The sequence below is a fragment of the Aeromonas sp. 25-248 genome (assembly GCF_053005425.1).
Map to the genome: position 1 here is coordinate 633,553 of NZ_JBRKTB010000001.1, position 22,044 is coordinate 655,596.

The window sequence follows — 22,044 nt, forward strand, 5'->3', positions numbered from 1 at the left end:
GCAAACCAGCATGAGCAAACAAGAGAGATACGCCGGCGCCAGTGCGCTGCAAGGCCTGAGCCTGGGGCAGCAGTCCGCCTACATCAGCCAGTACACCCCGAGTCTGCTGCAGCCCGTGCCACGCAGCCTGAACCGCGACGATCTTGGCCTGAGAGGTGAACTGCCCTTCCAGGGGTGCGACGTCTGGACCCTGTATGAACTCTCCTGGCTCAATGCCAAAGGCAAGCCCGTGGTTGCCATCGGGGAGGTCTTTGTGCCGGCCACCAGCCCGAATCTCATCGAGTCCAAGTCGTTCAAGCTTTACCTGAACTCCTTCAACCAGACCCGTTGCGACTCCCTGGAGGCGGTGCAGGCGCTGCTGGTTCAGGACCTGAGTGGCTGCGCTGGTGCCCCGGTGAGCGTCACCCTCTTCACGCTCGACCAGGCCCCCCACCAGATAGCCCAGTTGCCCGGTGAGTGCATCGACAGCCTGGATATCGAGGTGGACAGCTACGAGTTTGACGAGACCCTGCTGCAAGGGGCCGCCGGTCACGAGATCGTGGAGGAGACCCTGCACAGCCACCTCCTCAAGTCCAACTGCCTGGTGACCAGCCAGCCGGACTGGGGATCCGTGGTGATCCACTATCGCGGCCCGCGCCTCGACCGGGAGAAGCTGTTGCGCTACCTCATCTCGTTCCGCCAGCACAACGAGTTCCACGAGCAGTGCATCGAGCGCATCTTTACCGATCTCAAGCACTTCTGCGCCCCGGAACAACTGACCGTCCATGCCCGTTACACCCGCCGCGGCGGCCTGGACATCAACCCCTTCCGCAGCGACTGGGAGCCAGTTCCGGCGAACCTGCGCCTCATTCGCCAGTAATCACCGGCGCCGCCATCCTGCGGGCTGCGGCCCGCTGCGCATCACCTCAGTAAACTCTGGACGGGCGGGGGTGGGCTTGGATAACATGCCTGCACCTCCGTGCCGTTCTTAATCCAATGAATCAACTGTTTTTTCTGGCAATGATGATGTCCTCCCTGTCGGCTCCTGATCTGGATCTGGCCAAGGAGCAGTTGTCCATCGACCTGCAGCAGGCCCAGACCCTGGTGCTGACCGATCCCGCCAGATGTGCCCAGATTGCCACCTCCTTCCTCGAACGCACGGCCAACAATCCCAAGCAGATCATCAGCAACCGTCAGGAGTACGGCTATCGCGAGCCGATGCTGAACTACGGTACCGCCACCCAGACCACGGGCGCCTATCTGCTCAAGGGGGAGTGTCTGCAGCAGCTAGGGCAGTTCGCCCAGGCACAGGAGTCCTTCGAGCAGGGCATCGCCATGGCCGAGAAAGAGCAGCAGTTCGAGCTGCAGGCCCATGGGCTCTATCTGCTGGTTCGAAGCCGCAACCTGCAACAGCATACCCATGGCGCCGCGGCCCCCCTGCTCGACAAACTCGACAAACTGCTGGCCAATCCCGACCTCAAGGAGAGCCAGTTGCAGGTCTACAGCCGCTTGCTGCGCGTCAACGCCAGCATAGAGGAGCGGCAATTCGATCTCGCCAAACAGCAGCTGGCCGAGACCCGCAAATGGGCGGATCACGCCAAACAGCCTCTGGCCAGGGCCTGGACCAGCGCCGTGGGCGGGGATCTCTATCAGGCTCTGGGTCAGCCCCAGCTTGCACTGGGGGAGTACATCGAAGCACAACAGCAAGCCAAGCCCCTGCAGGATCCCCTCTTCCTCGGCCTGCTCTCGAACCAGATGGTCAGCCTCTATCAGGAAGAGCAGGAGCCACAAAAAGCGCTGCAATACGCCAGCGAGGCGGCCAACTATTTTCATGCTCTCGGCAATCCTTCCATGCTGAGCGACGCCCTGATCGTGCTCGCCCGCCTCAACCGGGATCAGGGCGAGATGAACATGGCGCTGGTCTATTTCTTCAATGCCCTCGACCTTCTGGACGAGAGCAGCAACCGCACCCGCATCGCCCACCTCAAGTTCGAGATAGGCAAGACCTACCTGCAGACCGGCAATCTCAACCTGGCGCGAAACTACCTGAACGCCGCACGCCAGTCCCATGAGCTGGGGGATGACAAGGAGTCGCTCATCGACACCCTGCTGTTGCTGGGAGAGCTGCACCTCAAGCAGCAGGAGGCGGGCATCGCCATCCTGCAGTTGGAGAACGCTCTCACCCTGGCCAACCGGATTGGGGACATCCGGCGCCAATTCGAGATCTTCCGCCTGCTCTCCGTCGCCTATGAGCAGAAGGGTTACCTCCAGCAGGCCCTGGAGAGCTACAAGAATTACCACCAGCGCAGCGAACTGGTTCGCCAGCAACAGCTGGCGCTGGAGCAGGAGGCGGTGCGCGACAACTACGCCCAGGTGGAGCGGGTGCAACAGGTCAAGGAGCTGGAGCAGCAACTCGACGTCAGCCAGCACCAGCAGGAACGATACCTCTGGACCAGCGTCAGCACCGGGCTGCTGCTGGCACTCTTCATCTATCTGTTCTTCACCCTCTGGCTGAAACTGCGGGTCGCACGCCTTCATGCCAAACAGCTGGGAGAGGCCCTGCTGGTAGAGCCGCGCAGCGGCCTGGCCAACTGGCAGCGACTGATGAGCCGCTGGCCGCGGGAGATGGCCAAGCGCCAGCAGAAATCCGAGCGCTGGTACCTGAGCGAACGCCCCACCAGCGAATTTGACGACAAGCTGCACTACCTGCTGTTCCGGGTTCCCTTCCTGATCAACAGCCTGGAGCAACACGGCTATCAGGTCAGCCGCGAGATAGAGCAGGCCTTCGGCCGCTACGTCAACGAACTGACCCCGCAGGATGGCCGCATCTACGACCTGCGCGAAGGCCACCTGCTCTATGTGGTGCCCCAGCGTCACGTGGCCCAGTTGCATCAGCTGGCCCAGACCCTGCTCGACACCCTGGCAGCCTTCCCCTGCGAGCACCCGCTGGACAGGCGCATCAGCCTCGGCATCGTCAGTCATCCCTTCCTGCCCAAGGCGGCCATGGCCCTCGATCACCACGGCCTGTTCGATCTCTGCTACCTGGCCCTCTCGGGTGCCATTCAGCTCAGCGAAAAATGCCAGCAGAGCGTCTGGCTTGAGCTGGCCGCCATCGATTGCCAGCAGGCCGCATTTTTTAACGGAGATGTGTGGCAATGCTGCTTGATGGCAATTGACAAGGGACTGGTAAAAGTAAATTCTTCTCATGAAAAGCAATGGGTTAACTGGCTTGCGCTTTCACGGATGAAGGTTGCGGACAATCCGTGACAAAAAGGTACTCAACGGGGTCTTTGATTGGCTTTCTGTTGCTGGACGAAACAAAAACGATAATGACAACAGGGCGACCTGAAGAATGAATGATATGGCTGCCGTAACAGGACAACTGGCAAGACTCAGGGAATCCCTCCAGCAGAAACAGCAGGAGCTTGACGGCATGGCGAGCTTCTCCGATGCCGAACGCACCCGCAGTATCCAGTTCATCGGCAAGCTGATGCAAGCCTGTCGCGGCCACGATCGCGAGCTAGACAACCGGCTCGCCAAGCTCAAGCAGAAACTTGAAGGCAACCCTCCTCTTACCTCCATCGATGCCGATCTGAACGCCATCGAGAAGCTGTTGCAGCAGCACAGCCACACCATGGAAGAGTCCATCAGCCTGACCCGGGCAGCCATTGATCTCGGCAGCAAACAGCTCAAAACCATCAAAGGGTTTCCGGAAGATACCCGCCGCGCCCTCAAGGAGTTTCTCGCCAGCCCGGAGAGTTACGGCATCGGCGATCACCAGAAGAAGGTGATCCGGCTGCTGGAGTTCTACCAGCAGGCGATCAAGATCCAGCTGCTGCCGCGCAAGCCGCTGATCCCCCCTTCGGCGGAGATCCCCACCGAGCTCTCCAGCCCGGCCCCTACCGACTCCTTTGACATCAAGGCACATGCCCAGATTTCAGACGAGTTGCAGCGTCTCATCACCGAGCTCGACTTTGCCGGCGCCGTGGGCGAGAGCCTCGCAGACATCCGCCGCCAGTTGCTCGGGGGCATCACCCCTGCCCTGCTGGCCGAAGTCTGCCTGCAGATCATCGAACTCATCATCGAGGGTACCCGGGAAGAGCGCAAAGCCTCCCAGGCGTTTCTCAGCACCCTGAACGAGAGTCTCTCCTCGGTCCATTACAGCTTTACCGAATCCCTGGATGAAGGGCGGGCGCTGCAAAATGCCGCCCATCTCAGCGGACAGGCGCTGGAGCGGGAACTCGCCGCCATCGATCGCGCCATGGCAGCCCATGACTCGCCACAAATACTCAGGGGCGCCATTTCTGGGCATCTGGACACCATCCGCCGGCTGCAGCAGGAGCGGGAGGAGATGGCCAACCGCGAGCGCCACCTGCTCACCCACCTCTCCAACATGGAAGCCAAGCTCAGGTTGATGAAGGACGAGACCGCCGAGTACAAGAAGCGGCTCACCATCCAGAAACACAAGCTCTTCCTCGACAGCCTGACCCAGGTACACAACCGGGCGGCCCTGGACGAGCGGCTCGAGCTCGAATACAAACGCTGGCTACGCTATGGCACCCCCCTGTGCCTGGCCATCATCGACATCGACCACTTCAAGCACATCAATGACAATTACGGCCACATGGCCGGCGACAAGGCATTGAAGGTGGTTGCCAAGGCCCTGCAGAACGCCTTGCGCGACACCGACTTCATCGCCCGCTTTGGCGGTGAGGAGTTTGTGGTCCTGCTGCCGAACATCAATCCGGACAAGTACCAGAAGCCGCTGGAGAACCTGCGTCAGACCATCAAGAGCATCCCGTTCCGCTTTCGCGATGCCAGGGTCGAGATCACCATCTCCATCGGTGCCACCCTGTTTCGGACCGGCGACCATACCACGGATGCGTTCGAGCGCGCCGACAAGGCGCTCTACAGTTCCAAGCACTCCGGCCGGGATCAGGTCAATCTCGCCTGAATCCGCTTTGAGGGGCGGCTAAAAAAGCGGCAAACGCACAGTCCCCCTATTCCCCTGCCCACCCCCTTGCCTCTACTATCGAACCCGAGGGATGCCAAAGCATCCCGTTTTCTCCCCAGGGAAAGCACAACGATAACAAGCGAGTGAAAGGGGAAATTATGATTACACACATCAATCCCGTGGGCAGCATGGACCTGCTGTCCCAGCTCGAGGTGGATCGCCTCAAGCAGACGGCCTCCAGCGATATCTATCAACTGTTTCGCAACTGCTCGCTGGCGGTCCTCAACTCCGGCAGCCATACCGACAGTTCCAAAGAGATACTGGAACGTTTCAAATCCTTCGATATTCACGTGATCCGGCGCGAGCGCGGGGTCAAGCTCGAGCTGTTCAACGCCCCCGAGCACGCCTTCGTCGACGGCGAGATCATCCGCGGCATCCAGGAGCACCTGTTCTCCGTGCTGCGGGACATTCTCTATGTGTCGACCCAGCTCGAGTCCAATCGTCTGGTCAACCTGACCAGCTCCACCCATATCTCCAATGTGGTGTTCGCCATCCTGCGCAACGCCAAGGCGATCCTGCCCGGCGCCGATCCCAACCTGGTGGTCTGCTGGGGCGGCCACTCCATCAACGAGGTGGAATACCAGTACACCCGGGCGGTGGGTAGCGAGCTGGGTCTGCGCGAGCTCAACATCTGTACCGGTTGCGGTCCGGGTGCCATGGAGGGCCCCATGAAAGGGGCCGCCGTCGGCCACGCCAAGCAGCGGGTGCGCAACGGCCGTTACATCGGTCTCACCGAGCCTTCCATCATCGCCGCCGAACCGCCGAACCCCATCGTCAACGAGCTGGTGATCCTGCCGGACATCGAGAAGCGGCTGGAAGCCTTCGTGCGTCTGGGTCACGGCATCATCATCTTCCCGGGCGGGGTCGGAACTGCCGAGGAGCTGCTCTACCTGCTCGGCATCATGATGCACCCGGCCAACGATCGCCAACCCATCCCCATCGTGCTGACCGGCCCGAAAGAAAGTGCCGACTACTTCCGCGCCATCGACGACTTCGTCAAGGCGACCCTGGGGGAAGCCGCCACCAGTCTCTACCGGATCATCATCGGCGATGCGCCCGAGGTGGCCCGCGTGATGAAGGAGGCGATGCCGAAGATCCGCGAATACCGCAAGTCGGTGGGAGATGCCTACTCCTTCAACTGGTCCCTGCGGATCGAGCCCGAGTTCCAGCTGCCGTTCGAGCCGGATCACGCCAGCATGGCCAGCCTGGATCTGCATCGCAACCAGCCGCCCCAGCTGCTGGCAGCCAACCTGCGCCGCGCCTTCTCAGGCATCGTCGCAGGCAACGTCAAGGAAGGGGGCATCAGGGCCATCGAGAAGAAGGGTCCCTTCAAGCTGCACGGCGACAAGGAGCTGATGCACCTGATGGACAGGTTGCTGGAAAGCTTCGTCAAGCAGCAGCGCATGAAGCTGCCGGGCAGCCAGTACGTTCCCTGCTACGAGATTGTCAAATAGTCGGGACATCACAATGCACCGCACCTGAGGGGCCCATGGGCCCCTCTTTCATTGACTGGTCTTCTACGGGGTTAGCAGGAGACGCCACCATTGTTACAATGGCCTCCCCCGACGCCCGGAGTGCCCCATGCCACACCTGCTCATCATCGATGCCCTCAATCTCATCCGCCGACTGCACGCGGTGCAGAGCCAGCAGGGACTGACCCCGGCCCAGGCCCTGCTCGCCACCCGTGCCAACCTCATCCACACCTGCAAGAAGCTCCTGGCGGCCAGCGAGCCGACCCACGCCATCGCGGTCTTTGACGGTGAGGTCCACAGCTGGCGCAAGACGCTCTATCCCCCCTACAAGGAGGGCCGCACCCCCATGCCGGATGAGCTGAGAGAAGGACTTGCCGACCTGCAGGACGCCTTCTGGGAGTGCGGTGTGGATGCCCTGCTCTCCCAGACCGACGAGGCGGACGATCTCATCGCCACCCTGGCAAGCGGCATTGCCCAGCACGGCGCCAGCGCCACCATCATCTCCACCGACAAGGGGTTCTGCCAGCTCATCTGCCCGCAGATCCGGGTGCGGGATTACTTCAACAAACGCTGGCTGGATGCCGCCTTCGTCCAGCAGCAGTACGGCGTTACACCGACCCAGCTCGTGGACTTCTGGGCCCTGACCGGTATCGGCGGCTCCAACATCAAGGGGGTGCCCGGCATCGGCCCCAAGACCGCCACCCAGTTGCTGCAGCAATACGGGGACCTGGCTGCCATGCTGGAGGCCTGTGAGCGGGAGGAGGCCACCAGACCCCTGCTCAAGCTGCGCCAGCACCGGGAAGAGGCCCTGCTGGCCCAACGCCTGGTCCGGCTGCAGCACGATATCCCGCTCGGGTTCAACCTGCGGGAGATCCGCTACCCTCCCGTCCCTGATGCCGGGGCGTGATCCCCAGCACACCATTTCCCAGGACAGGCCGTACCTGTTGACATAAATGGGTAAAATGTAAAGAAACATGGAGGATGTGGTGCAAAAATGGTATAAAGCCGACGAATCCTCCCCCTCTGTTCCCTAGAAGTGGATACGCCTCATGTCAAAAAGAAAGATTACCGTCATCCCGGGCGACGGCATCGGCCCCAGCATCATCGAATCCGCCATCCAGATCCTGACCCACGCGGGTTGTGACTTCGACTACGAATACGCAGACGCCGGTCTGGTAGCCCTGGAAAAACATGGCGAGCTGCTGCCCCAGGCCACCCTCGACCTGATCGAGAAGAACAAGGTCAGCCTGAAAGGCCCGCTCACCACTCCGGTCGGCGGCGGCTTCACCTCCATCAACGTCTCCCTGCGCAAGAAGTTCAATCTCTACGCCAACGTGCGCCCCGTCCTCTCCTTCAAGGGCACCAAGAGCCGTTACGACAACATCGACATCATCACGGTGCGCGAGAACACCGAAGGCATGTACTCCGGTGCCGGCCAGAAGCGCAGCGATGACAACCAGAGCGCCGAGGCGATGAGCATCATCACCCGGGAAGGGGCCGAGCGCATCGTCACCTTCGCCTTCGAGCTGGCGCGCCAGGAAGGACGCAAGAAGGTCACCATCATCCACAAGGCCAACATCCTCAAGTCCACCTCCGGCCTGTTCCTGGAAGTGGCCCGTCAGGTCGCGGCCCGCTACCCGGACATCCAGAACGAGGAGATGATCGTCGACGCTGCCTGCATGAACCTGGTGATGTACCCGGAGCGCTTCGATGTGATGGTCACCACCAACCTGTTCGGCGACATTCTCTCGGATCTCTGTGCCGGTCTGGTGGGGGGGCTGGGCATGGCGCCGGGCGCCAACATCGGTGAAGGGGCCGCCATCTTCGAAGCGGTACACGGCTCTGCGCCGGACATCGCCGGCAAGAACATCGCCAACCCCACCTCGGTGATCCTCGCCTCCATCCAGATGCTGGAGTATCTCGGCATGCAGGACAAGGCGGAGCGCATTCGCGAGGCCGTGCGGGCGACCATCGAGTCCGGTGATCGGGTGACCCGTGACCTGGGGGGCACAGCGTCTACCAGCGAATTCACCCAGGCCATCATCGACCGTCTATAAATAGAGTCCAACCATATGATTTTAAAAGGGAGCTTCGGCTCCCTTTGTTTTATGCCAACGCCTCCCTACCTCCCTCGCCAGATGAATACTATGTTGATATGAGGGATAAGGAGATCCACCATGCGTGCTACTTTCATCTTGCTGATTGTCAGCAGCAGTGCCACGGCATTAGACAGACCAGTCGACAATGCCTGGTTGACGCCGCCCCCCCAGCACGAGGCGCCAGCCAAGCAGACCTGGCAATCCACCCTGGATACCAACGATCTGCTCAAACAGCCCAAGCCGCTCTCTCTGGGGGTGGATATCACCACCGACAGCAACGGCAATCGGCAGGTCACCCCCTATCAGAAGCTGAACCTCACGGCAGAGAAGAGCGTCAGCCTCTCCTTCGAAAAGCAAAAGCCCAGGATCAAGTTCAACGCTGGCGGCATCAACACCTCGGTCAAGCTTCGCGGGGATGGCGTCAAGATGCAGTTCAACCCCAGTGACAAGACCATTCCCCTGCAAATTGAGCTGAAGATCACCGACGACGAGTCCATGATGCGTCTGGACTACCGCTTCTGATGACCTAGACACAAAAAAACCGGACGTCGCCGTCCGGTTTTTTCATGCCCTGTTCCCGATGCTGCTTCAGGACTTGGGGGACAGCTTGGAGACCCAGAACTTGTTGTAGACGTGCACCGTGATCTCTTCGCGATCGTGATAGAGCTGCTTGGCCTGAATGATGAAGCCGCTGTCGATCTCCGCCAGCAGTCCGCGCAGCACCTCGATGTTGTGCACCGCCTCGGCATAGCGCTTCTTCATCGGCAGCTTGAGGTTGAACATGGCTTCCTGACAGTCGTTCTCCCTGAACCAGTCGGCCACCATGTGGGTCACTCGCGCAGGCTTGTCCACCATGTCGCACACCAGCCAGTAGGTATTCTTCTTGCTCGGCCGCCACACGAAACCATCGTCACGGATGTGCTTCACCTGACCTGTGTCCATCAGGGATTGGGCCATCATGCCGTTGTCCACCGCCGTCACCATCATGCCGCGACGCACCAGCTGATAGGTCCAGCCACCCGGGCAGGCGCCGAGATCCACAGCCTTCAGGCCGGAGCACAGGCGCAAGTCCCACTCTTCCTTCGGCACGAAGACGTAGAACGCCTCTTCCAGCTTGAGGCTGGAGCGGCTCGGGGCATCGGCCGGGAAGCGCAGGCGCGGGATCCCCATGTGGAAGGCGGAGTTGTTGAAGGAGTAGGAGTACCCCAGCATCAGGTGGTCATTGGCCAGGAAGAAGGCGTGGAACACGGGACGGTTCGGGGTCTCCTTCTTGGTCAGGATCTCGTTGCTGCGCAGCGCCTGGCGAAGCGGCACGGTGAACTTGCGGCAGAAGGCGGAGAGCTCCTTCGCCTCGTTGGTGTCGGCCGTCTCCACCCGCAGATCCCCGCAGATGGCGTAGCCACTCGCCGCCTCCAGGATGGGAGAGACCCGATCGCTTATTTCCAGATCTTTCAGCTCGTGGGTCACCACCAGCATCTGGCGAATGAAGATGAGCTCGCGGAACGGCAGCTTGCGCGCCAGCAGATCGGCCTGCTCCTCGTCATACAACTCGAAGATCACATAGCCGCTGTCGTCCTTGACCCGGGCAAAGCCGTAGCACTGCATGTTGCCGGCACGCTCGGTGATCTCTGCCGCCGCCTCTTTCTCAAAACCCGGGCGGCAATAAAGCAGCAGATTATTCATTCTTTCCTCCAAGACGACAGCCGGCCCACATCAGAGCCGCCCATCCCAACATAAAACAGAGGCCACCGGCCGGGGTGATGAGCCCCAGCCCCTTGCTGCCAAGCAGCACCATGGCGTAAATACTGCCGGAGAATCCCAGGATCCCCAGCACAAAGACGGCGCCCGCGAAGGTGATCACCTTGCCGCGCACACCGCACAACCCCAGCACCAGCAGGGCCAGGGCGTGGAAAAACTGGTATTGCACGGCGGTGTTGAACGCCGCCAGCAACGAAGGGGCGATGCCGGTCGCCGCCAGCCCGTGAGCGCCGTAGGCCCCGAGCATGGTGGCCGTCAGGCCGAAGAAACCCGCCAGCACCAGCCAATGTCGTTGGATCTGCATCTTCTCTCCTTGCACGCTTCTTCTATCGACCCGCTCGAGATGGTCAGGAGCGGCCCACCGCCGCGATAAAACCCTTGATCCGCTCCGCGGCCAGTCGCAGGTTCTCCTGCTCGCTCATGCCGCTCGCCTTTCTCGGTTTGAAGCCATGATCTCCGTCGGTCAGCCAGTGGACCGATACGGCGGGTGAGAAGGGGAAATCGACCAGCTCGGCGCGGGAACCGAAGGTATCGCGCTCCCCCTGCAGCAGCAGCGTGGGCGTCGTGATCTGCTTGAGCACCTCGCCCCGCCATGCGTCGGGCTTGGCCGGGGGGTGGAAAGGATACCCGAGAACGATCAATCCTGCAGCATCCATCTCGTCGCCCCCCTCGCAAAACAGCTCGGCCGCCATCCTCCCCCCCATGGACTTGCCCGCCAGAAACAGCCGGGGATGGGCAAACTGACGCACCATCTCGCGCCAGTGAGCCAGCAGCACGGGTTGTCTGTCCGGCGGCCTGCGTTTGCCGTCCTGAGCTCGTGTGGTCATATAGGGGAAGTTGAAGCGCACCACCTCGATATCCGGCCCCGCCAGCAGTCGCGACAACTCGGCCAGGAAGCTGTGCTCCATGCCCGCCCCCGCGCCGTGGGCCAGCAGAATGCGAACGGGGGCGTCACTCGCCCCCTCTCTTGTCAGGTCAGTCACCAGGTCAACTCCTCAGGCATCGGCAAGGCGGGCACGCCTGCGGGCCTCTTCCTGCTCCACCAGTTCCAGCATCCAGTCGCGAAAAGCCACTATCTTGCCCTGATCGGACTGCTGCTCCTGACACACCAGATAGAAAGCGTTCTTGCTCACCAGCACCTGTTCGAACGGGCAGATGAGACGACCCGCCTCGATCTCCGGCTGGGCCAGCACGCTGTGGCCGAGCGCCACCCCCTGACCGTGGATCGCCGCCTGGATCACCATGGTGGAGTGGCTGAAGATGGGCCCCTGGTTGACGTTGGGCGCGTCAATGTCGAGCTGGCGGAACCAGGCCTTCCAGTCGCGCCGGGAGGTGTCGTGCAGCAGGGTGTGGCGGGTCAGATCGTCCGGGGTGCGCAGGGGCTTGGGGCCGGTCAGCAACAGGGGCGAGCAGACCGGGATCAGATATTCGGTGTGCAGCTTGTCCGAACGAAGACCCGGCCAGTTGCCGCGGCCGTAGTAGATGGCCACGTCCACGTCGTCGGTCAGCGACCCCTCGTCCATGTCCACCGCCTTGATCCGCACATCGATGTCCGGGTGGCGTTCGCTGAACTTGACCAGGCGGGGCACCAGCCACTGGATGGCGAAGCTCGGCTGCAGGGAGACGGTGAGCGCCCCCTTGGCGCTGCGGGCCAGCAGCTTGTCGGTCGCCTCGGAGATGGAGGCGAAGATGTCCTTGATGTCGAGGAAGTAGCTCTGCCCCTCCTCGGTCAATAGCAGGGAGCGATTCTTGCGGCGAAACAGCTTGATGCCGAGATACTCCTCCAGCGCCTTGATCTGGTGGCTGATGGCTGCCTGGGTCACGAACAGCTCTTCTGCTGCGCGGGTAAAGCTCAAGTGACGAGCCGCGGCTTCAAACGCTTTCAGTGCATTGAGCGGAGGTAAACGACGAGACATGGAATCGGCCGACGATGAATTTTTCTAATGGGGCGCATTATAAATTGTCGGTTGCGGGTCGACCAGTGAATAAACATAATTCGCCACGCAATTCGTTGTCATATGGCTCACACCTTCTCTTCCATGTTGGTTTACATGTGGTTTTTGTGAGTGAGTCGACAGTGATTGTGGTGTTGTGTTTCTTCCTCTGCGGGAAGAAGGGCTAAATCAGGTCGATTTAACCCAGTCTGTCATCTGAATGTGTTTGGCGCCTCCGGTTGGATGGCGCCTTTTTTCTTATCCTCCCCTACACCCGGAACTGGCCCACCAGTTGCTGCTGCTTGTCCGCCAGTTGCGACAGCTCGCGCCCGTTGTCGGCGGAGGTCGCCGCTTCCGCCCGAATGGTATGGCTCACATCGCGAATGTTGCTGACGTTGCGATTGATCTCGTCCGCCACTCCGCTCTGCTCCTGCGCGGCCCTCGCGATCTGCTCGTTCATCTGGTGGATGGTGCCGACAGCCTGGATGATCTGCTCCAGCACGCTGACCGACTGCTCCACCTTGGTGAGGGTCAGATCCGCCTGGTGATGACCGGTCAGGATCGCCTTCACCACCGCCTCCGTCCCCGACTGCAACTGGCCGATGAGGTTCTGGATCTCGACGATGGCGTTCTGGGTTCGGCCCGCCAGGTTGCGCACCTCGTCGGCGACCACCGCAAAACCGCGCCCCTGCTCACCGGCTCGGGCCGCCTCGATGGCCGCGTTCAGGGCCAGCAGGTTGGTCTGCTCGGCAATCCCCTGGATCACCACCAGGATGTCGTTGATGTTGTCGCTGTTGGCAGAGAGGTGTTCCACCACTGGTTTGGCATCGCTTATCACCGTCATCAGTCTGGACATGGCCTCCTGGGTCTGCGCCACCACGGACTTGCCCTCCTGGGCCGCCGTGTCGGCCTCATCGGCCGCCGCCACCGCCGCATTGGCATTGCCGGCGACCTGCAGGGCGGTAGCGCTCAACTCTTCAAACGCGGTCGCCACCAGATCCACCTCCTGATACTGGGACTGCATGCCGGCGCTGGTACGGGCTGCCCCTTGCGCCGCCAGGGCCGCACTGGCCCGGGTGCCCGCAACGGTGTCGATCACCTGGCTGATGGTGGATTGCAGCTTGTCCAGAAACTTGTTGAACCACTTGGCCAGCTCGCCTATCTCGTCATCCCTGCGCAGATCGATGCGCTGGGTGAGATCCCCCTCCCCGCTGGCGATGTCCTTGAGGCGTGCCACCACGGCGCGGATGGGCGCCACGATGCGCTGGGCCATCAGCCAGATGCAGAGCAGAGCGAGCGCCGAAATCCCGCCACCTATGGTGAGCTGGGTGGCCACGCTGCGCTGGGCCTGATCCTCAAGCTCCCCTTGCAGTTGCAGGGCCGAGGCGAGCACCACGGCGCGGGGCAGCTCGATATAGATGCCCCACTTGCGATCCGTACCGCGCATGCTGACCGGCACGAAGGTCTGCAACAGTGCGCCATCCGGGCTCCAGCGCGTCACCACATCTCCCTTGGTCAGCCACCCCTTGAGATCCTGCGCCAGCCCTTGCTGCTCCAGCAGATTGCCAAGGGCGACCGGGAACCCTTCCACGCCGGCCACCCGCCCTTCACTGCTGAGCAGGAGCACCTTGCCCTGCCCCTTGTAGAGGGTCCGGCCCATCTCTTCCACCAGGCTCTGCAAGGTCCCCAGAGAGATGTCGACCCCCACCATGCCAAGCAGGGAGCCCTGGTCCAGCAGCGGCACGGTCACCGAGGTCATCAACACCTGCTGGGTCCCCACCTCGTCCACATAGGGTTCGAGCAGACAGAGCGCCTTGCTGCGGATGCTGCAACTGTACCAGTCGTTCTCAAGACCGCCGTGTCCGGAGGGCTTGTCGTTGGCAAGCATCGTCTCGTCCATCACCTCCAGGTTGACCTTGCCGTCGACCCTGGCCCAATAGCTGGAAAAACGCCCCTTGTCGTTGGCGCCGAGTGCCGTCGACCCCTGATAGTTGTCATCCTCCCCGTCGAGCTGGTTGGGTTCGAATACCGCATAGACACCGAGCAGGTTCGCTGACGACTCCGCCGCATCCTGCAACTGCTGGTTGACGGCATTGCGCAGCGCCTCGGAGTGAACGAAGTTGTCGGCCGCGTTCTTGCGCTGGAACAAGATGCCCTCGGCAAGCAGGGTCGCCCTGAAGTAAGCCTCATCGAGGTAGCTGGTCACCCGGGCTGCCTGGGTCGCCCCCATGGCCTGCATCCAGTTTTCTGCCGCGTGCTGCCCCTCCAGGGTGGTGGAGGTGAGCACCTGCTCCTGCATGCGGGCCGCGTTGAAAAGAGAAGAAGCCACCAGCGCGACGGCACTGGCCAGCAGACAGCAACCGGCGATCAGGGTGATCCGTCCCTGAACAGAAAGAGAACTCATGCCACTATTTCCTAACGTCTACAGATGTGAACACTGTATCGGTTTTGGATACAAAAACTTAACTAAATCAGCAGAGATCCAGGCTTAATTGATTGATTTCACCCGCTCCGGGCAAACCAACGACCAGACCGAGCAGGCGAATGGGCTTTCCTTGAGCCCGTTGCAGTCCCTCGTGCAGCAGATCGTGGAAACGGGCCGCCTGATAACTCCCCTTGCGGTAGACGGTGGTCTGGTGAAAATCGGCAAACTTCAGCTTGATCCCCTGCCCCATCAGCATCTCCGCAGAGCAGGCCTTGGCAAAACGCTGCTCCAGCTCGGGAATGAGCCGGCTGAGCACCTGCCAGCAGGCGTCCTCGTCCAGCACGTCGCTGGCGAGCGTCGTCTCCACACCGATGCTCTTGCGCACCCGCCGGGCCTGCACCGGCTGATCATCATGCCCCCAGATGCGGCCGGCCAGCATCTCCCCGAGCTTGCCGAAACGGGCGATCAGCTCCTCGTTGCCGAGCTGGCGGGCATCTTCGCACGAATACAGCCCGAGGGACTCCAGCCGCTCTGCCGTCTTGCGGCCAATGCCGGGCAGCTTGCCAAGAGGGAGCTGGCGCACGAACTCGTCCACCTCCTGGGGGCGGATGACGAACAGGCCGTCAGGCTTGCGCTGCTCCGAGGCGAGCTTGGCCAGAAACTTGTTCGGCGCCACACCGGCCGAGGCCGTCAGCCCAAGCTCGGCGCTGATGGCGGCGCGGATCTCCGCCGCCATCAGGGTGGCGCTGCCACCGCAGCGGGGACTCTGGGTCACGTCGAGATAGGCTTCATCGAGGGAGAGCGGCTCCACCTGCTCGGTGTAGCGCAGGAAGATGGCGCGCAACTGGCGCGAAGTTTCTTTGTAGATGGCCATCCGCCCGGGGATCAGCACCAATGGCGGACAGAGCTTTCTGGCCAGGGCGCTCGGCATGGCGGAGCGCACTCCGAAGCGGCGCGCCACGTAGTTGCAGGTGGAGATGACCCCGCGTCGGTCGGCGGCGCCACCAATGGCGAGCGGCACCTCCCTGAGGGCCGGGTTGTCCCGCATCTCCACCGCGGCGAAGAAGCAGTCCATGTCGATGTGAATGATCTTGCGCATGGCCGTGTCTGTTGCTGTGTCGACAGCCTCCCGAACAGATCATAGGGATAGACCCTGGGCATCCGGCGAGGAGACATGTCGAACGCCAAAAATACTGTATGGATAACCAGTTGGACGTTCCATGCTACCCCAAGCCTGTCATTTCTGCCAGTCTGCGCGCGGGCGCGGCGGCATAGACTCTCAAGGCCACATCCACACGAGACTCAAGGAGGAGAAGCATGAGCATCATCCGGGCGGGGCTCTGCCTGCTGCTGTTGCCGCTAGCGACCATGGCCAAAGATCACCCGACAGCCGAATGCAGCTGGCTGTACAAGCGCATCGAGATACTGGAAACCGCCATCAGGCAGGGGGATGAACTGGGCACCAGGGAAGAGCTGGCAAAGCGAAAGAAAGAGTTCAAGGCAAAGGCATGCAGCCAATATGACTACTGACCCCATGCCACATACAAAACGAGCCGACCCAGGGGTCGGCTCGTTTCGTTGCAAGGCTGCCTTCAGAGCGATATCCGCCGTTAGATGATGCGGTTGTCCACCAGCATCTTGCGACGGGCCTCTTCTTTGGCCATCTTCTTCTTGCGGTTGTCACAAGGCTCGGGGCAGTCGCACTCCTTCTCGATCCCGATGGAACCCAGGCCGCCACAGGAGCCGGAGATGGACTTGCGCTGGAAAATGTAGCCGATGGCCATGGCCACCACGACCATCAGAAACACCCCGAAGGTGATCAGAAAGATCTGCATGTAGTTACCCCTTACTTCTTGACCAGATATGGTTTGAAGGCATCCGAATAGGCCTCTTCGAACCCGTCATCCGTCTTGGTGATGGTGAAGATGGCCAGCCCCCGTTCCTTGGCATAGGCCAGGCTCTTCTCCGGCCCCATGACCATGAACACGGTCGCCAACCCGTCTGCAGTCATGCAGGAGGGGTGGATGACGGTCACCGACACCAGGCGGTGCTGGATGGGCTTGCCCGTCAGCGGATCCATGGTGTGGGAGAAGCGCTTGCCGTCCAGCTCGTAATAGTTGCGGTACTCGCCCGAGGTGGCCACCCCGTTGTCACCGGGCAGGATCACCTCCTGTACGGAACCGGCATTGACGGTCGGCTTCTCGATGGCGACACGCCAGGGATGCCCCTTGCCGTTGACACCATTGATGCGCAGCTCGCCGCCGATCTCCACCAGATAGTTGCGCGCCCCCTGGGACTCCAGGTACTCGGCCACCTTGTCCACGCCAAACCCCTTGGCAATGGCGGAGAGATCCACGTAGAGGTCCGGGATGTCCTTTTGCAGGGTATCGGCATCGGCAGAGGTTATCACATGCAGATTGCCAAGGCCCGTCTTCTGCCGGGTCTGGGCGATCAGCTCGTCGGACGGCACCTTGGTCGGTCTGGCATCCGGCCCAAAGCCCCACAGATTGACCAGAGGACCGACGGTGACGTCCAGCGCCCCACGGCTCTCGCGGCCAATGTGAATGGCCTCGGTCACCACCCGCGCGGTATCGCGGGAAACCACCACAGGGGTATTGCTCTTGTGCTGGTTGAAGCGTGACAGCTCGGAATCCGGGCGATAGGTCGACATCTGATCGTTGACCCGCTCCAGCAAGACGTCGACCTCGGCTTGCAGCCTGGCGGCATCCTGAACGGCGCTATCTGCCACCTTGATGGAGTAGTAGGTACCCATGGTGCTGCCGGTGATGTGGATCTCCGGCTTCGATTGGACCGTTTCCTGACCGCACCCAGTCAAGAAAAAGGCTAGCCCGAAGGCTAGCCAGGTCTTTACAACGCTGTGCATGGATTAACCACCGAAGTCATCCAGCAGGATGTTCTCGTCTTCAACACCGAGGTTCTTCAGCATGTTGATGACGGCGGCGTTCATCACGGGAGGCCCGCACATGTAGAACTCGCAATCCTCAGGCGCCTCGTGGTTCTTGAGGTAGTTCTCGAACAACACGTTGTGGATGAAGCCGGTGTAGCCATCCCAGTTGTCTTCCGGTTGCGGATCGGACAGGGCAACGTGCCACTGGAAGTTGTCGTTCTCGGCCTGCAGCATGTCGAAGTCTTCGACATAGAACATCTCGCGCTTGGAACGGGCACCGTACCAGAAGCTCATCTTGCGCTTGGTCTTCAGACGGCGCAGCTGGTCGAAGATGTGGGAGCGCATCGGCGCCATACCCGCACCACCACCGACGAACACCATTTCGGCGTCGGTGTCCTTGGCAAAGAACTCACCGAACGGACCGGAGATGGTCACCTTGTCACCAGCCTTCAGGCTGAAGATGTAGGAAGACATCTGGCCGGGAGGTGCAGTCCAGTTGCTGGGCGGCGGAGTTGCGATCCGCACGTTCAGCATGATGATGCCGAACTCTTCCGGATAGTTCGCCATGGAGTAGGCACGGATGATCGGCTCGTTGACCTTGGACTCCAGCTCGAAGATCTTGAAGCGATCCCAGTCGCCACGATACTCCTCGGGAATATCGAAGTTCTTGTACTGCACGTGGTGGGCAGGCGCTTCGATCTGGATATAACCACCGGCGCGGAACGGCACGCTCTCGCCATCCGGGATCTGCAGCTTGAGCTCCTTGATGAAGGTGGCCTTGTTGTCATTGGAGATGACGGTACAGTCCCACTTCTTCACGCCGAAGATCTCTTCCGGCAGTTCGATGTCCATGTCGGAACGAACGGTGACCTGACAGGCCAGACGCTCGCCGTGACGGGCTTCGCCCTTGCTGATGTGATCCAGCTCGGTCGGCAGGATATCGCCGCCACCGGATTTCACCCGTACCTTGCACTGACCACAGGAGCCGCCGCCGCCGCAGGCGGAGGAGACGAAGATACCGCTGCCGGCAAGCACGCCGAGCAGCTTGCCACCCGCCGGGCTGGTCACAGCCTTGGCCGGGTCGCCGTTGATGCTGATTGTCACGTCACCGGCGGTCACCAGCTTGGACTTGGCGAACAGAATGACTGCCACCAAGGCCAGCAGGATCACGGTGAACATGACCACACCCAGAATAATTTCCATCTATATTTCCTTTCCGATTACAGGGAAATACCAGAGAAGGACATGAAGCCCAGCGCCATCAGACCCGCGGTGATGAAGGTGATGCCAAGGCCGCGCAGGCCTTCCGGAACATCGGAATACTTCATCTTCTCGCGGATCCCCGCCATCGCGACGATGGCAAGCATCCAGCCTGCACCCGAACCCACGCCATAGACCACGGACTCAACGAAGTTGTAGTCACGCTGCACCATGAAGGAGACGCCGCCGAAGATGGCGCAGTTCACGGTGATGAGCGGCAGGAAGATACCGAGGGCGTTGTAGAGGGCCGGGAAGTACTTGTCCAGCGCCATCTCCAGGATCTGTACCAGGGCCGCGATCACCCCGATGAAGGTGATGAAGCTCAGGAAGCTCAGATCCAGACCGGATACCAGGGCACCGTCTTTGAGCACGTAGTTGTAGATCAGGTTGTTGGCCGGGACGGCAACGGTCTGAACCACGATAACGGCAATCCCCAGGCCCATGGCGGTCTTGACCTTCTTGGACACCGCCAGGAAGGTACACATCCCCAGGAAGAAGGAGAGCGCCAGGTTCTCGATGAAGATCGAGCGAATCAACAGACTGATATAGTGTTCCATACCTTAATCCTTCGCCTCCACCTGCTTGGGATCCTTGGTGCGCACGCCCCAGATGATCAGACCAATGATGAAGAACGCACTCGGCGGCAGCAGCAGCAGGCCGTTGGGCACATACCAGCCACCATTGTTCACCAGCGGCAGCAGCTCGATGCCGAACCAGGTGCCGGAACCCAGGATCTCGCGCACGGTGGCCACGGTCAGCAGCACGGCGCCATAACCCAGACCGTTGCCGATACCGTCCAGGAAGGAGGGCAGCGGGGCACTCTTCATGGCGTAGGCTTCGGCACGACCCATCACGATACAGTTGGTGATGATGAGACCGACGAACACCGACAGTTGCTTGGAGATGTCATAGGCATACGCCTTGAGCACCTGGTCAACCACGATAACCAGCGAGGCAATCACCGCCATCTGGGCGATGATCCGCACGCTGTTCGGGATCTGGTTGCGGATCAGGGAGATGAACAGGTTGGAGAAGGCGGTGACCGCGGTAACGGCCAGCGTCATCACGAACGCCGTCTTCATCTGGCTGGTAACGGCCAGCGCGGAACAGACACCCAGCACCTGCAGTGCGATGGGGTTGTTGCCGAGCACAGGCGTCAACAGCAACTTTTTCATTTCGCTCTTGTCAGCCATTGTTGATTTCTCCTGCACGTACCTTGGCCAGGAAGGGACCGAAGCCCTTGGGGCCCATCCAGAAGTCGAAGGTGTGCTGTACACCATTACCGGTCAGGGTTGCACCAGACAGGCCGTCGATTTCATGCTCGGAACCAGCCGGAGCATGGCCCTTGATCACCCGCAGCGCAGGCTGACCGTTCTGGTCGAACAGCTTCTTGCCGACGAACAGCTCGCGCCAGGCCGGGTTCTCGATCTCGCCACCCAGACCCGGGGTTTCACCGTGGTCATAGTAGGTGATGCCCTTGATGGTCTGACCGTCGGCCGCGACCGCTACGAAGGCATACATGGTGGACCACAGACCCTGGCCGTAGATCGGCAGGATGATGTTGTCCACCTTGCCTTCGGCATCTTTGGCGAAGAACACGGGAACCAGCTTGGAGATCTGACGCAGGCCGGCCTTGTCGTCGGCCGGGGCCAGACGGATGCTCTTGGCCGGATCCTTGGCGGCAACCTTGGTGTCGAAGTTGTCGGCGTCGCCGTCAACGAACTCACCAGTAGTCAGATCCACCAGACGCGCTTCAATCTTGTCGCCATAGAGCTGGGCCAGATCACGCTTGGCCACGGCGCTGATGTCGACGCCGGCGACGGACAGGATGTTGCTTTGCTTGTCCAGTGCCTTGTTTTCCAGCTGGGCCGGACGCAGACCCACGGCAGCCACGGAGACCACGATGGAGCAGACCAGACACAGACCGGTCACTACGGCGAGGGTGCCGGTAGTAGAGTCTTTATTAAACGCCACGTGCGATCCTCCGCTTGATGTTCGCCTGCGCCACGAAATGGTCAAACAAGGGGGCAAACAGGTTGGCGAACAGAATGGCCAGCATCATGCCTTCCGGGAATGCGGGGTTCACTACCCGGATCAGCACCACCATCACGCCGATCAGGGCGCCATACCACCACTTGCCCTTGTTGGTAAAGGCAGCGGAAACGGGGTCGGTCGCCATGAAGGCCATGCCGAACGCGAAGCCACCCAGCACCAGGTGCCAGTGCCACGGCATGCTGAACATGGGGTTGGTATCGGAACCGATGACGTTGAACAGCAGGGAGGTCGCAACCATGCCGACCATGACGCCGGCGATGATGCGCCAGGAGGCGATGCGCATGTAGACGATCATGGCCGCGCCGATGAGGATCATCAGGGTGGAAACTTCACCGATGGAACCGGGCAGGTTGCCAAGGAAGGCGTCCATCCAGCTGATGGCTTCACCGGTGGCACCGTTGATCAGCGCCATCTGACCGCCCTGGGCCCACTGGCTCAGTGCGGTTGCGCCGGAGAAGCCGTCAACGGCAACCCAGACCGCATCACCAGAGATTTGACCCGGGTAGGCGAAGAACAGGAAGGCACGACCCGCCAGCGCCGGGTTCAGGAAGTTTTTGCCGGTACCACCGAACACTTCCTTGGCCAGCACCACACCGAAGGTGATACCCAGGGCAGCTTGCCACAGGGGCAGCTCGGGCGGCACGATCAGGGCGAACAGGATGGAGGTCACGAAGAAGCCTTCGTTGATCTCGTGCTTGCGCACCATGGCGAACAACACTTCCCAGAAACCACCGACGATGAAGACGGTGATGTAGATCGGGAAGAAGTGCGCCGCACCGATCAGCATCTTGCTGCCGATGCCGGCGACGGCCGGATCCAGCGAGGCACCGAACAGGGTGGCCAGGGCGTATTGCCAGGAATCGGCACCGGCCGCGCTGCCCATGTGGGCGATGGCGGCGATGGACTGGTTGCCGACGTTGTACATGCCCCAGAACATGGCCGGGAACACAGCCAGCCACACCATGATCATCATGCGCTTCAGATCGATCGCATCACGGACGTGGGCGGCATTGCGGGTCACGGAACCCGGGGTATAAAACAGGGTGTACGCCGCTTCGAACAGGGCATAGTACTTGGCGTACTTGCCACCCGGCTCGAAGTGATGTTCCATATTTTCAAGAAGTTGCTTGAAACTCATCG

21 protein-coding genes are annotated in these 22,044 nt (G+C 61.1%); 8 read left to right on the forward strand and 13 right to left on the reverse strand.

Annotation, left to right across the window (positions count from 1 at the left end; translation table 11 throughout):
* Positions 1-10: 10 nt before the first annotated feature.
* The 7 genes from queF to ACVDHI_RS02965 all read left to right on the forward strand — a co-directional run bounded on the left by queF (position 11) and on the right by ACVDHI_RS02965 (position 9,086).
* Complete coding sequence (gene queF / locus ACVDHI_RS02935) at positions 11-859, forward strand: NADPH-dependent 7-cyano-7-deazaguanine reductase QueF (protein WP_042864268.1); 849 nt, start codon at positions 11-13, stop codon at positions 857-859.
* A gap of 116 nt (positions 860-975) precedes the next feature.
* Positions 976-3,246: a hypothetical protein gene (locus ACVDHI_RS02940; protein WP_324057219.1), complete on the forward strand. Its 2,271-nt coding sequence runs from the start codon at positions 976-978 to the stop codon at positions 3,244-3,246.
* 85 nt (positions 3,247-3,331) lie between these two features.
* Complete coding sequence (locus tag ACVDHI_RS02945) at positions 3,332-4,933, forward strand: GGDEF domain-containing protein (RefSeq protein ID WP_041214681.1); 1,602 nt, start codon at positions 3,332-3,334, stop codon at positions 4,931-4,933.
* A 158-nt stretch (positions 4,934-5,091) separates the two neighbouring features.
* Complete coding sequence (gene ppnN, locus ACVDHI_RS02950) at positions 5,092-6,447, forward strand: nucleotide 5'-monophosphate nucleosidase PpnN (RefSeq protein WP_010673382.1); 1,356 nt, start codon at positions 5,092-5,094, stop codon at positions 6,445-6,447.
* A gap of 127 nt (positions 6,448-6,574) precedes the next feature.
* Complete coding sequence (gene xni, locus ACVDHI_RS02955; RefSeq protein ID WP_323892891.1) at positions 6,575-7,372, forward strand: flap endonuclease Xni; 798 nt, start codon at positions 6,575-6,577, stop codon at positions 7,370-7,372.
* A 142-nt stretch (positions 7,373-7,514) separates the two neighbouring features.
* Positions 7,515-8,522, forward strand: a complete 1,008-nt coding sequence (locus tag ACVDHI_RS02960) for an isocitrate dehydrogenase (protein WP_010673380.1) — start codon at positions 7,515-7,517, stop codon at positions 8,520-8,522.
* A gap of 120 nt (positions 8,523-8,642) precedes the next feature.
* Positions 8,643-9,086 carry a hypothetical protein gene (locus ACVDHI_RS02965; protein ID WP_041211281.1) on the forward strand — a complete coding sequence of 148 codons (444 nt, stop codon included), beginning with the start codon at positions 8,643-8,645 and terminating at the stop codon, positions 9,084-9,086.
* A 66-nt stretch (positions 9,087-9,152) separates the two neighbouring features.
* On the opposite strand, the gene rlmM is transcribed toward ACVDHI_RS02965, so the two are convergent.
* The 6 genes from rlmM to dinB all read right to left on the reverse strand — a co-directional run bounded on the left by rlmM (position 9,153) and on the right by dinB (position 15,780).
* Positions 9,153-10,247 (reverse strand): 23S rRNA (cytidine(2498)-2'-O)-methyltransferase RlmM, encoded by a 1,095-nt coding sequence (gene rlmM, locus ACVDHI_RS02970; RefSeq protein WP_042864272.1) that lies wholly within the window; start codon positions 10,245-10,247, stop codon positions 9,153-9,155.
* Entirely contained in the window at positions 10,240-10,626 is a 387-nt protein-coding gene (locus tag ACVDHI_RS02975) for a DUF423 domain-containing protein (RefSeq protein WP_010673377.1), read from the reverse strand. The genes rlmM and ACVDHI_RS02975 overlap by 8 nt, the downstream gene beginning before the upstream one ends.
* A gap of 43 nt (positions 10,627-10,669) precedes the next feature.
* On the reverse strand, positions 10,670-11,305 hold the full coding sequence (locus ACVDHI_RS02980; protein ID WP_447211665.1) for an alpha/beta fold hydrolase: 636 nt from the start codon (positions 11,303-11,305) through the stop codon (positions 10,670-10,672).
* A 12-nt stretch (positions 11,306-11,317) separates the two neighbouring features.
* Positions 11,318-12,238, reverse strand: coding sequence for a transcriptional regulator GcvA (locus ACVDHI_RS02985; RefSeq protein WP_029313926.1), 921 nt, complete (start codon positions 12,236-12,238; stop codon positions 11,318-11,320).
* Positions 12,239-12,524: 286 nt separating this feature from the next.
* Entirely contained in the window at positions 12,525-14,660 is a 2,136-nt protein-coding gene (locus tag ACVDHI_RS02990) for a methyl-accepting chemotaxis protein (protein WP_447211666.1), read from the reverse strand.
* A 67-nt stretch (positions 14,661-14,727) separates the two neighbouring features.
* The gene (gene dinB, locus ACVDHI_RS02995; protein ID WP_447211667.1) at positions 14,728-15,780 is read right to left on the reverse strand and encodes a DNA polymerase IV; all 1,053 of its coding nucleotides are present in this window, start codon (positions 15,778-15,780) and stop codon (positions 14,728-14,730) included.
* 218 nt (positions 15,781-15,998) lie between these two features.
* On the opposite strand from dinB, the gene ACVDHI_RS03000 reads away from it, so the two are divergent.
* Positions 15,999-16,211: a hypothetical protein gene (locus ACVDHI_RS03000; protein ID WP_039040708.1), complete on the forward strand. Its 213-nt coding sequence runs from the start codon at positions 15,999-16,001 to the stop codon at positions 16,209-16,211.
* An 80-nt stretch (positions 16,212-16,291) separates the two neighbouring features.
* Here ACVDHI_RS03000 and nqrM read toward each other — a convergent pair whose 3' ends face one another.
* Genes nqrM through ACVDHI_RS03035 form a run of 7 tightly spaced genes read right to left on the reverse strand, consistent with a single transcriptional unit; the run spans position 16,292 to position 22,042 of the window.
* Entirely contained in the window at positions 16,292-16,516 is a 225-nt protein-coding gene (gene nqrM, locus ACVDHI_RS03005; RefSeq protein ID WP_010673371.1) for a (Na+)-NQR maturation NqrM, read from the reverse strand.
* Positions 16,517-16,527: 11 nt separating this feature from the next.
* Positions 16,528-17,565 carry an FAD:protein FMN transferase gene (locus ACVDHI_RS03010; RefSeq protein ID WP_029313924.1) on the reverse strand — a complete coding sequence of 346 codons (1,038 nt, stop codon included), beginning with the start codon at positions 17,563-17,565 and terminating at the stop codon, positions 16,528-16,530.
* 3 nt (positions 17,566-17,568) lie between these two features.
* Positions 17,569-18,792 carry an NADH:ubiquinone reductase (Na(+)-transporting) subunit F gene (nqrF, locus tag ACVDHI_RS03015; RefSeq protein ID WP_010673369.1) on the reverse strand — a complete coding sequence of 408 codons (1,224 nt, stop codon included), beginning with the start codon at positions 18,790-18,792 and terminating at the stop codon, positions 17,569-17,571.
* Between the two features lie 17 nt (positions 18,793-18,809).
* Positions 18,810-19,406 carry an NADH:ubiquinone reductase (Na(+)-transporting) subunit E gene (nqrE, locus tag ACVDHI_RS03020; RefSeq protein WP_005303538.1) on the reverse strand — a complete coding sequence of 199 codons (597 nt, stop codon included), beginning with the start codon at positions 19,404-19,406 and terminating at the stop codon, positions 18,810-18,812.
* A 3-nt stretch (positions 19,407-19,409) separates the two neighbouring features.
* Positions 19,410-20,042 (reverse strand): NADH:ubiquinone reductase (Na(+)-transporting) subunit D, encoded by a 633-nt coding sequence (locus ACVDHI_RS03025; protein ID WP_005303545.1) that lies wholly within the window; start codon positions 20,040-20,042, stop codon positions 19,410-19,412.
* Positions 20,035-20,823 carry a Na(+)-translocating NADH-quinone reductase subunit C gene (locus tag ACVDHI_RS03030; protein ID WP_039040709.1) on the reverse strand — a complete coding sequence of 263 codons (789 nt, stop codon included), beginning with the start codon at positions 20,821-20,823 and terminating at the stop codon, positions 20,035-20,037. The genes ACVDHI_RS03025 and ACVDHI_RS03030 overlap by 8 nt, the downstream gene beginning before the upstream one ends.
* A complete protein-coding gene (locus ACVDHI_RS03035) occupies positions 20,813-22,042 on the reverse strand; it encodes an NADH:ubiquinone reductase (Na(+)-transporting) subunit B (protein WP_010673367.1) in 1,230 nt (409 codons plus the stop codon). The genes ACVDHI_RS03030 and ACVDHI_RS03035 overlap by 11 nt, the downstream gene beginning before the upstream one ends.
* Between the last annotated feature and the right edge of the window lie 2 nt (positions 22,043-22,044).

Coding starts and splice junctions, on each gene's coding strand:
- ACVDHI_RS02965 (WP_041211281.1), top strand. CDS start 8,643: ATGCGTGCTACTTTCATCTTGCTGATTGTCAGCAGCAGTGCCACGGCA.
- nqrF (WP_010673369.1), bottom strand. CDS start 18,792: ATGGAAATTATTCTGGGTGTGGTCATGTTCACCGTGATCCTGCTGGCC.
- dinB (WP_447211667.1), bottom strand. CDS start 15,780: ATGCGCAAGATCATTCACATCGACATGGACTGCTTCTTCGCCGCGGTG.
- xni (WP_323892891.1), top strand. CDS start 6,575: ATGCCACACCTGCTCATCATCGATGCCCTCAATCTCATCCGCCGACTG.
- ACVDHI_RS03010 (WP_029313924.1), bottom strand. CDS start 17,565: ATGCACAGCGTTGTAAAGACCTGGCTAGCCTTCGGGCTAGCCTTTTTC.
- ACVDHI_RS02945 (WP_041214681.1), top strand. CDS start 3,332: ATGAATGATATGGCTGCCGTAACAGGACAACTGGCAAGACTCAGGGAA.
- nqrM (WP_010673371.1), bottom strand. CDS start 16,516: ATGCAGATCTTTCTGATCACCTTCGGGGTGTTTCTGATGGTCGTGGTG.
- ACVDHI_RS03000 (WP_039040708.1), top strand. CDS start 15,999: ATGAGCATCATCCGGGCGGGGCTCTGCCTGCTGCTGTTGCCGCTAGCG.
- rlmM (WP_042864272.1), bottom strand. CDS start 10,247: ATGAATAATCTGCTGCTTTATTGCCGCCCGGGTTTTGAGAAAGAGGCG.
- ACVDHI_RS02985 (WP_029313926.1), bottom strand. CDS start 12,238: ATGTCTCGTCGTTTACCTCCGCTCAATGCACTGAAAGCGTTTGAAGCC.
- queF (WP_042864268.1), top strand. CDS start 11: ATGAGCAAACAAGAGAGATACGCCGGCGCCAGTGCGCTGCAAGGCCTG.
- ACVDHI_RS03035 (WP_010673367.1), bottom strand. CDS start 22,042: ATGAGTTTCAAGCAACTTCTTGAAAATATGGAACATCACTTCGAGCCG.
- ACVDHI_RS02940 (WP_324057219.1), top strand. CDS start 976: ATGAATCAACTGTTTTTTCTGGCAATGATGATGTCCTCCCTGTCGGCT.
- ACVDHI_RS02975 (WP_010673377.1), bottom strand. CDS start 10,626: ATGCAGATCCAACGACATTGGCTGGTGCTGGCGGGTTTCTTCGGCCTG.
- nqrE (WP_005303538.1), bottom strand. CDS start 19,406: ATGGAACACTATATCAGTCTGTTGATTCGCTCGATCTTCATCGAGAAC.
- ppnN (WP_010673382.1), top strand. CDS start 5,092: ATGATTACACACATCAATCCCGTGGGCAGCATGGACCTGCTGTCCCAG.
- ACVDHI_RS02990 (WP_447211666.1), bottom strand. CDS start 14,660: ATGAGTTCTCTTTCTGTTCAGGGACGGATCACCCTGATCGCCGGTTGC.
- ACVDHI_RS03025 (WP_005303545.1), bottom strand. CDS start 20,042: ATGGCTGACAAGAGCGAAATGAAAAAGTTGCTGTTGACGCCTGTGCTC.
- ACVDHI_RS02960 (WP_010673380.1), top strand. CDS start 7,515: ATGTCAAAAAGAAAGATTACCGTCATCCCGGGCGACGGCATCGGCCCC.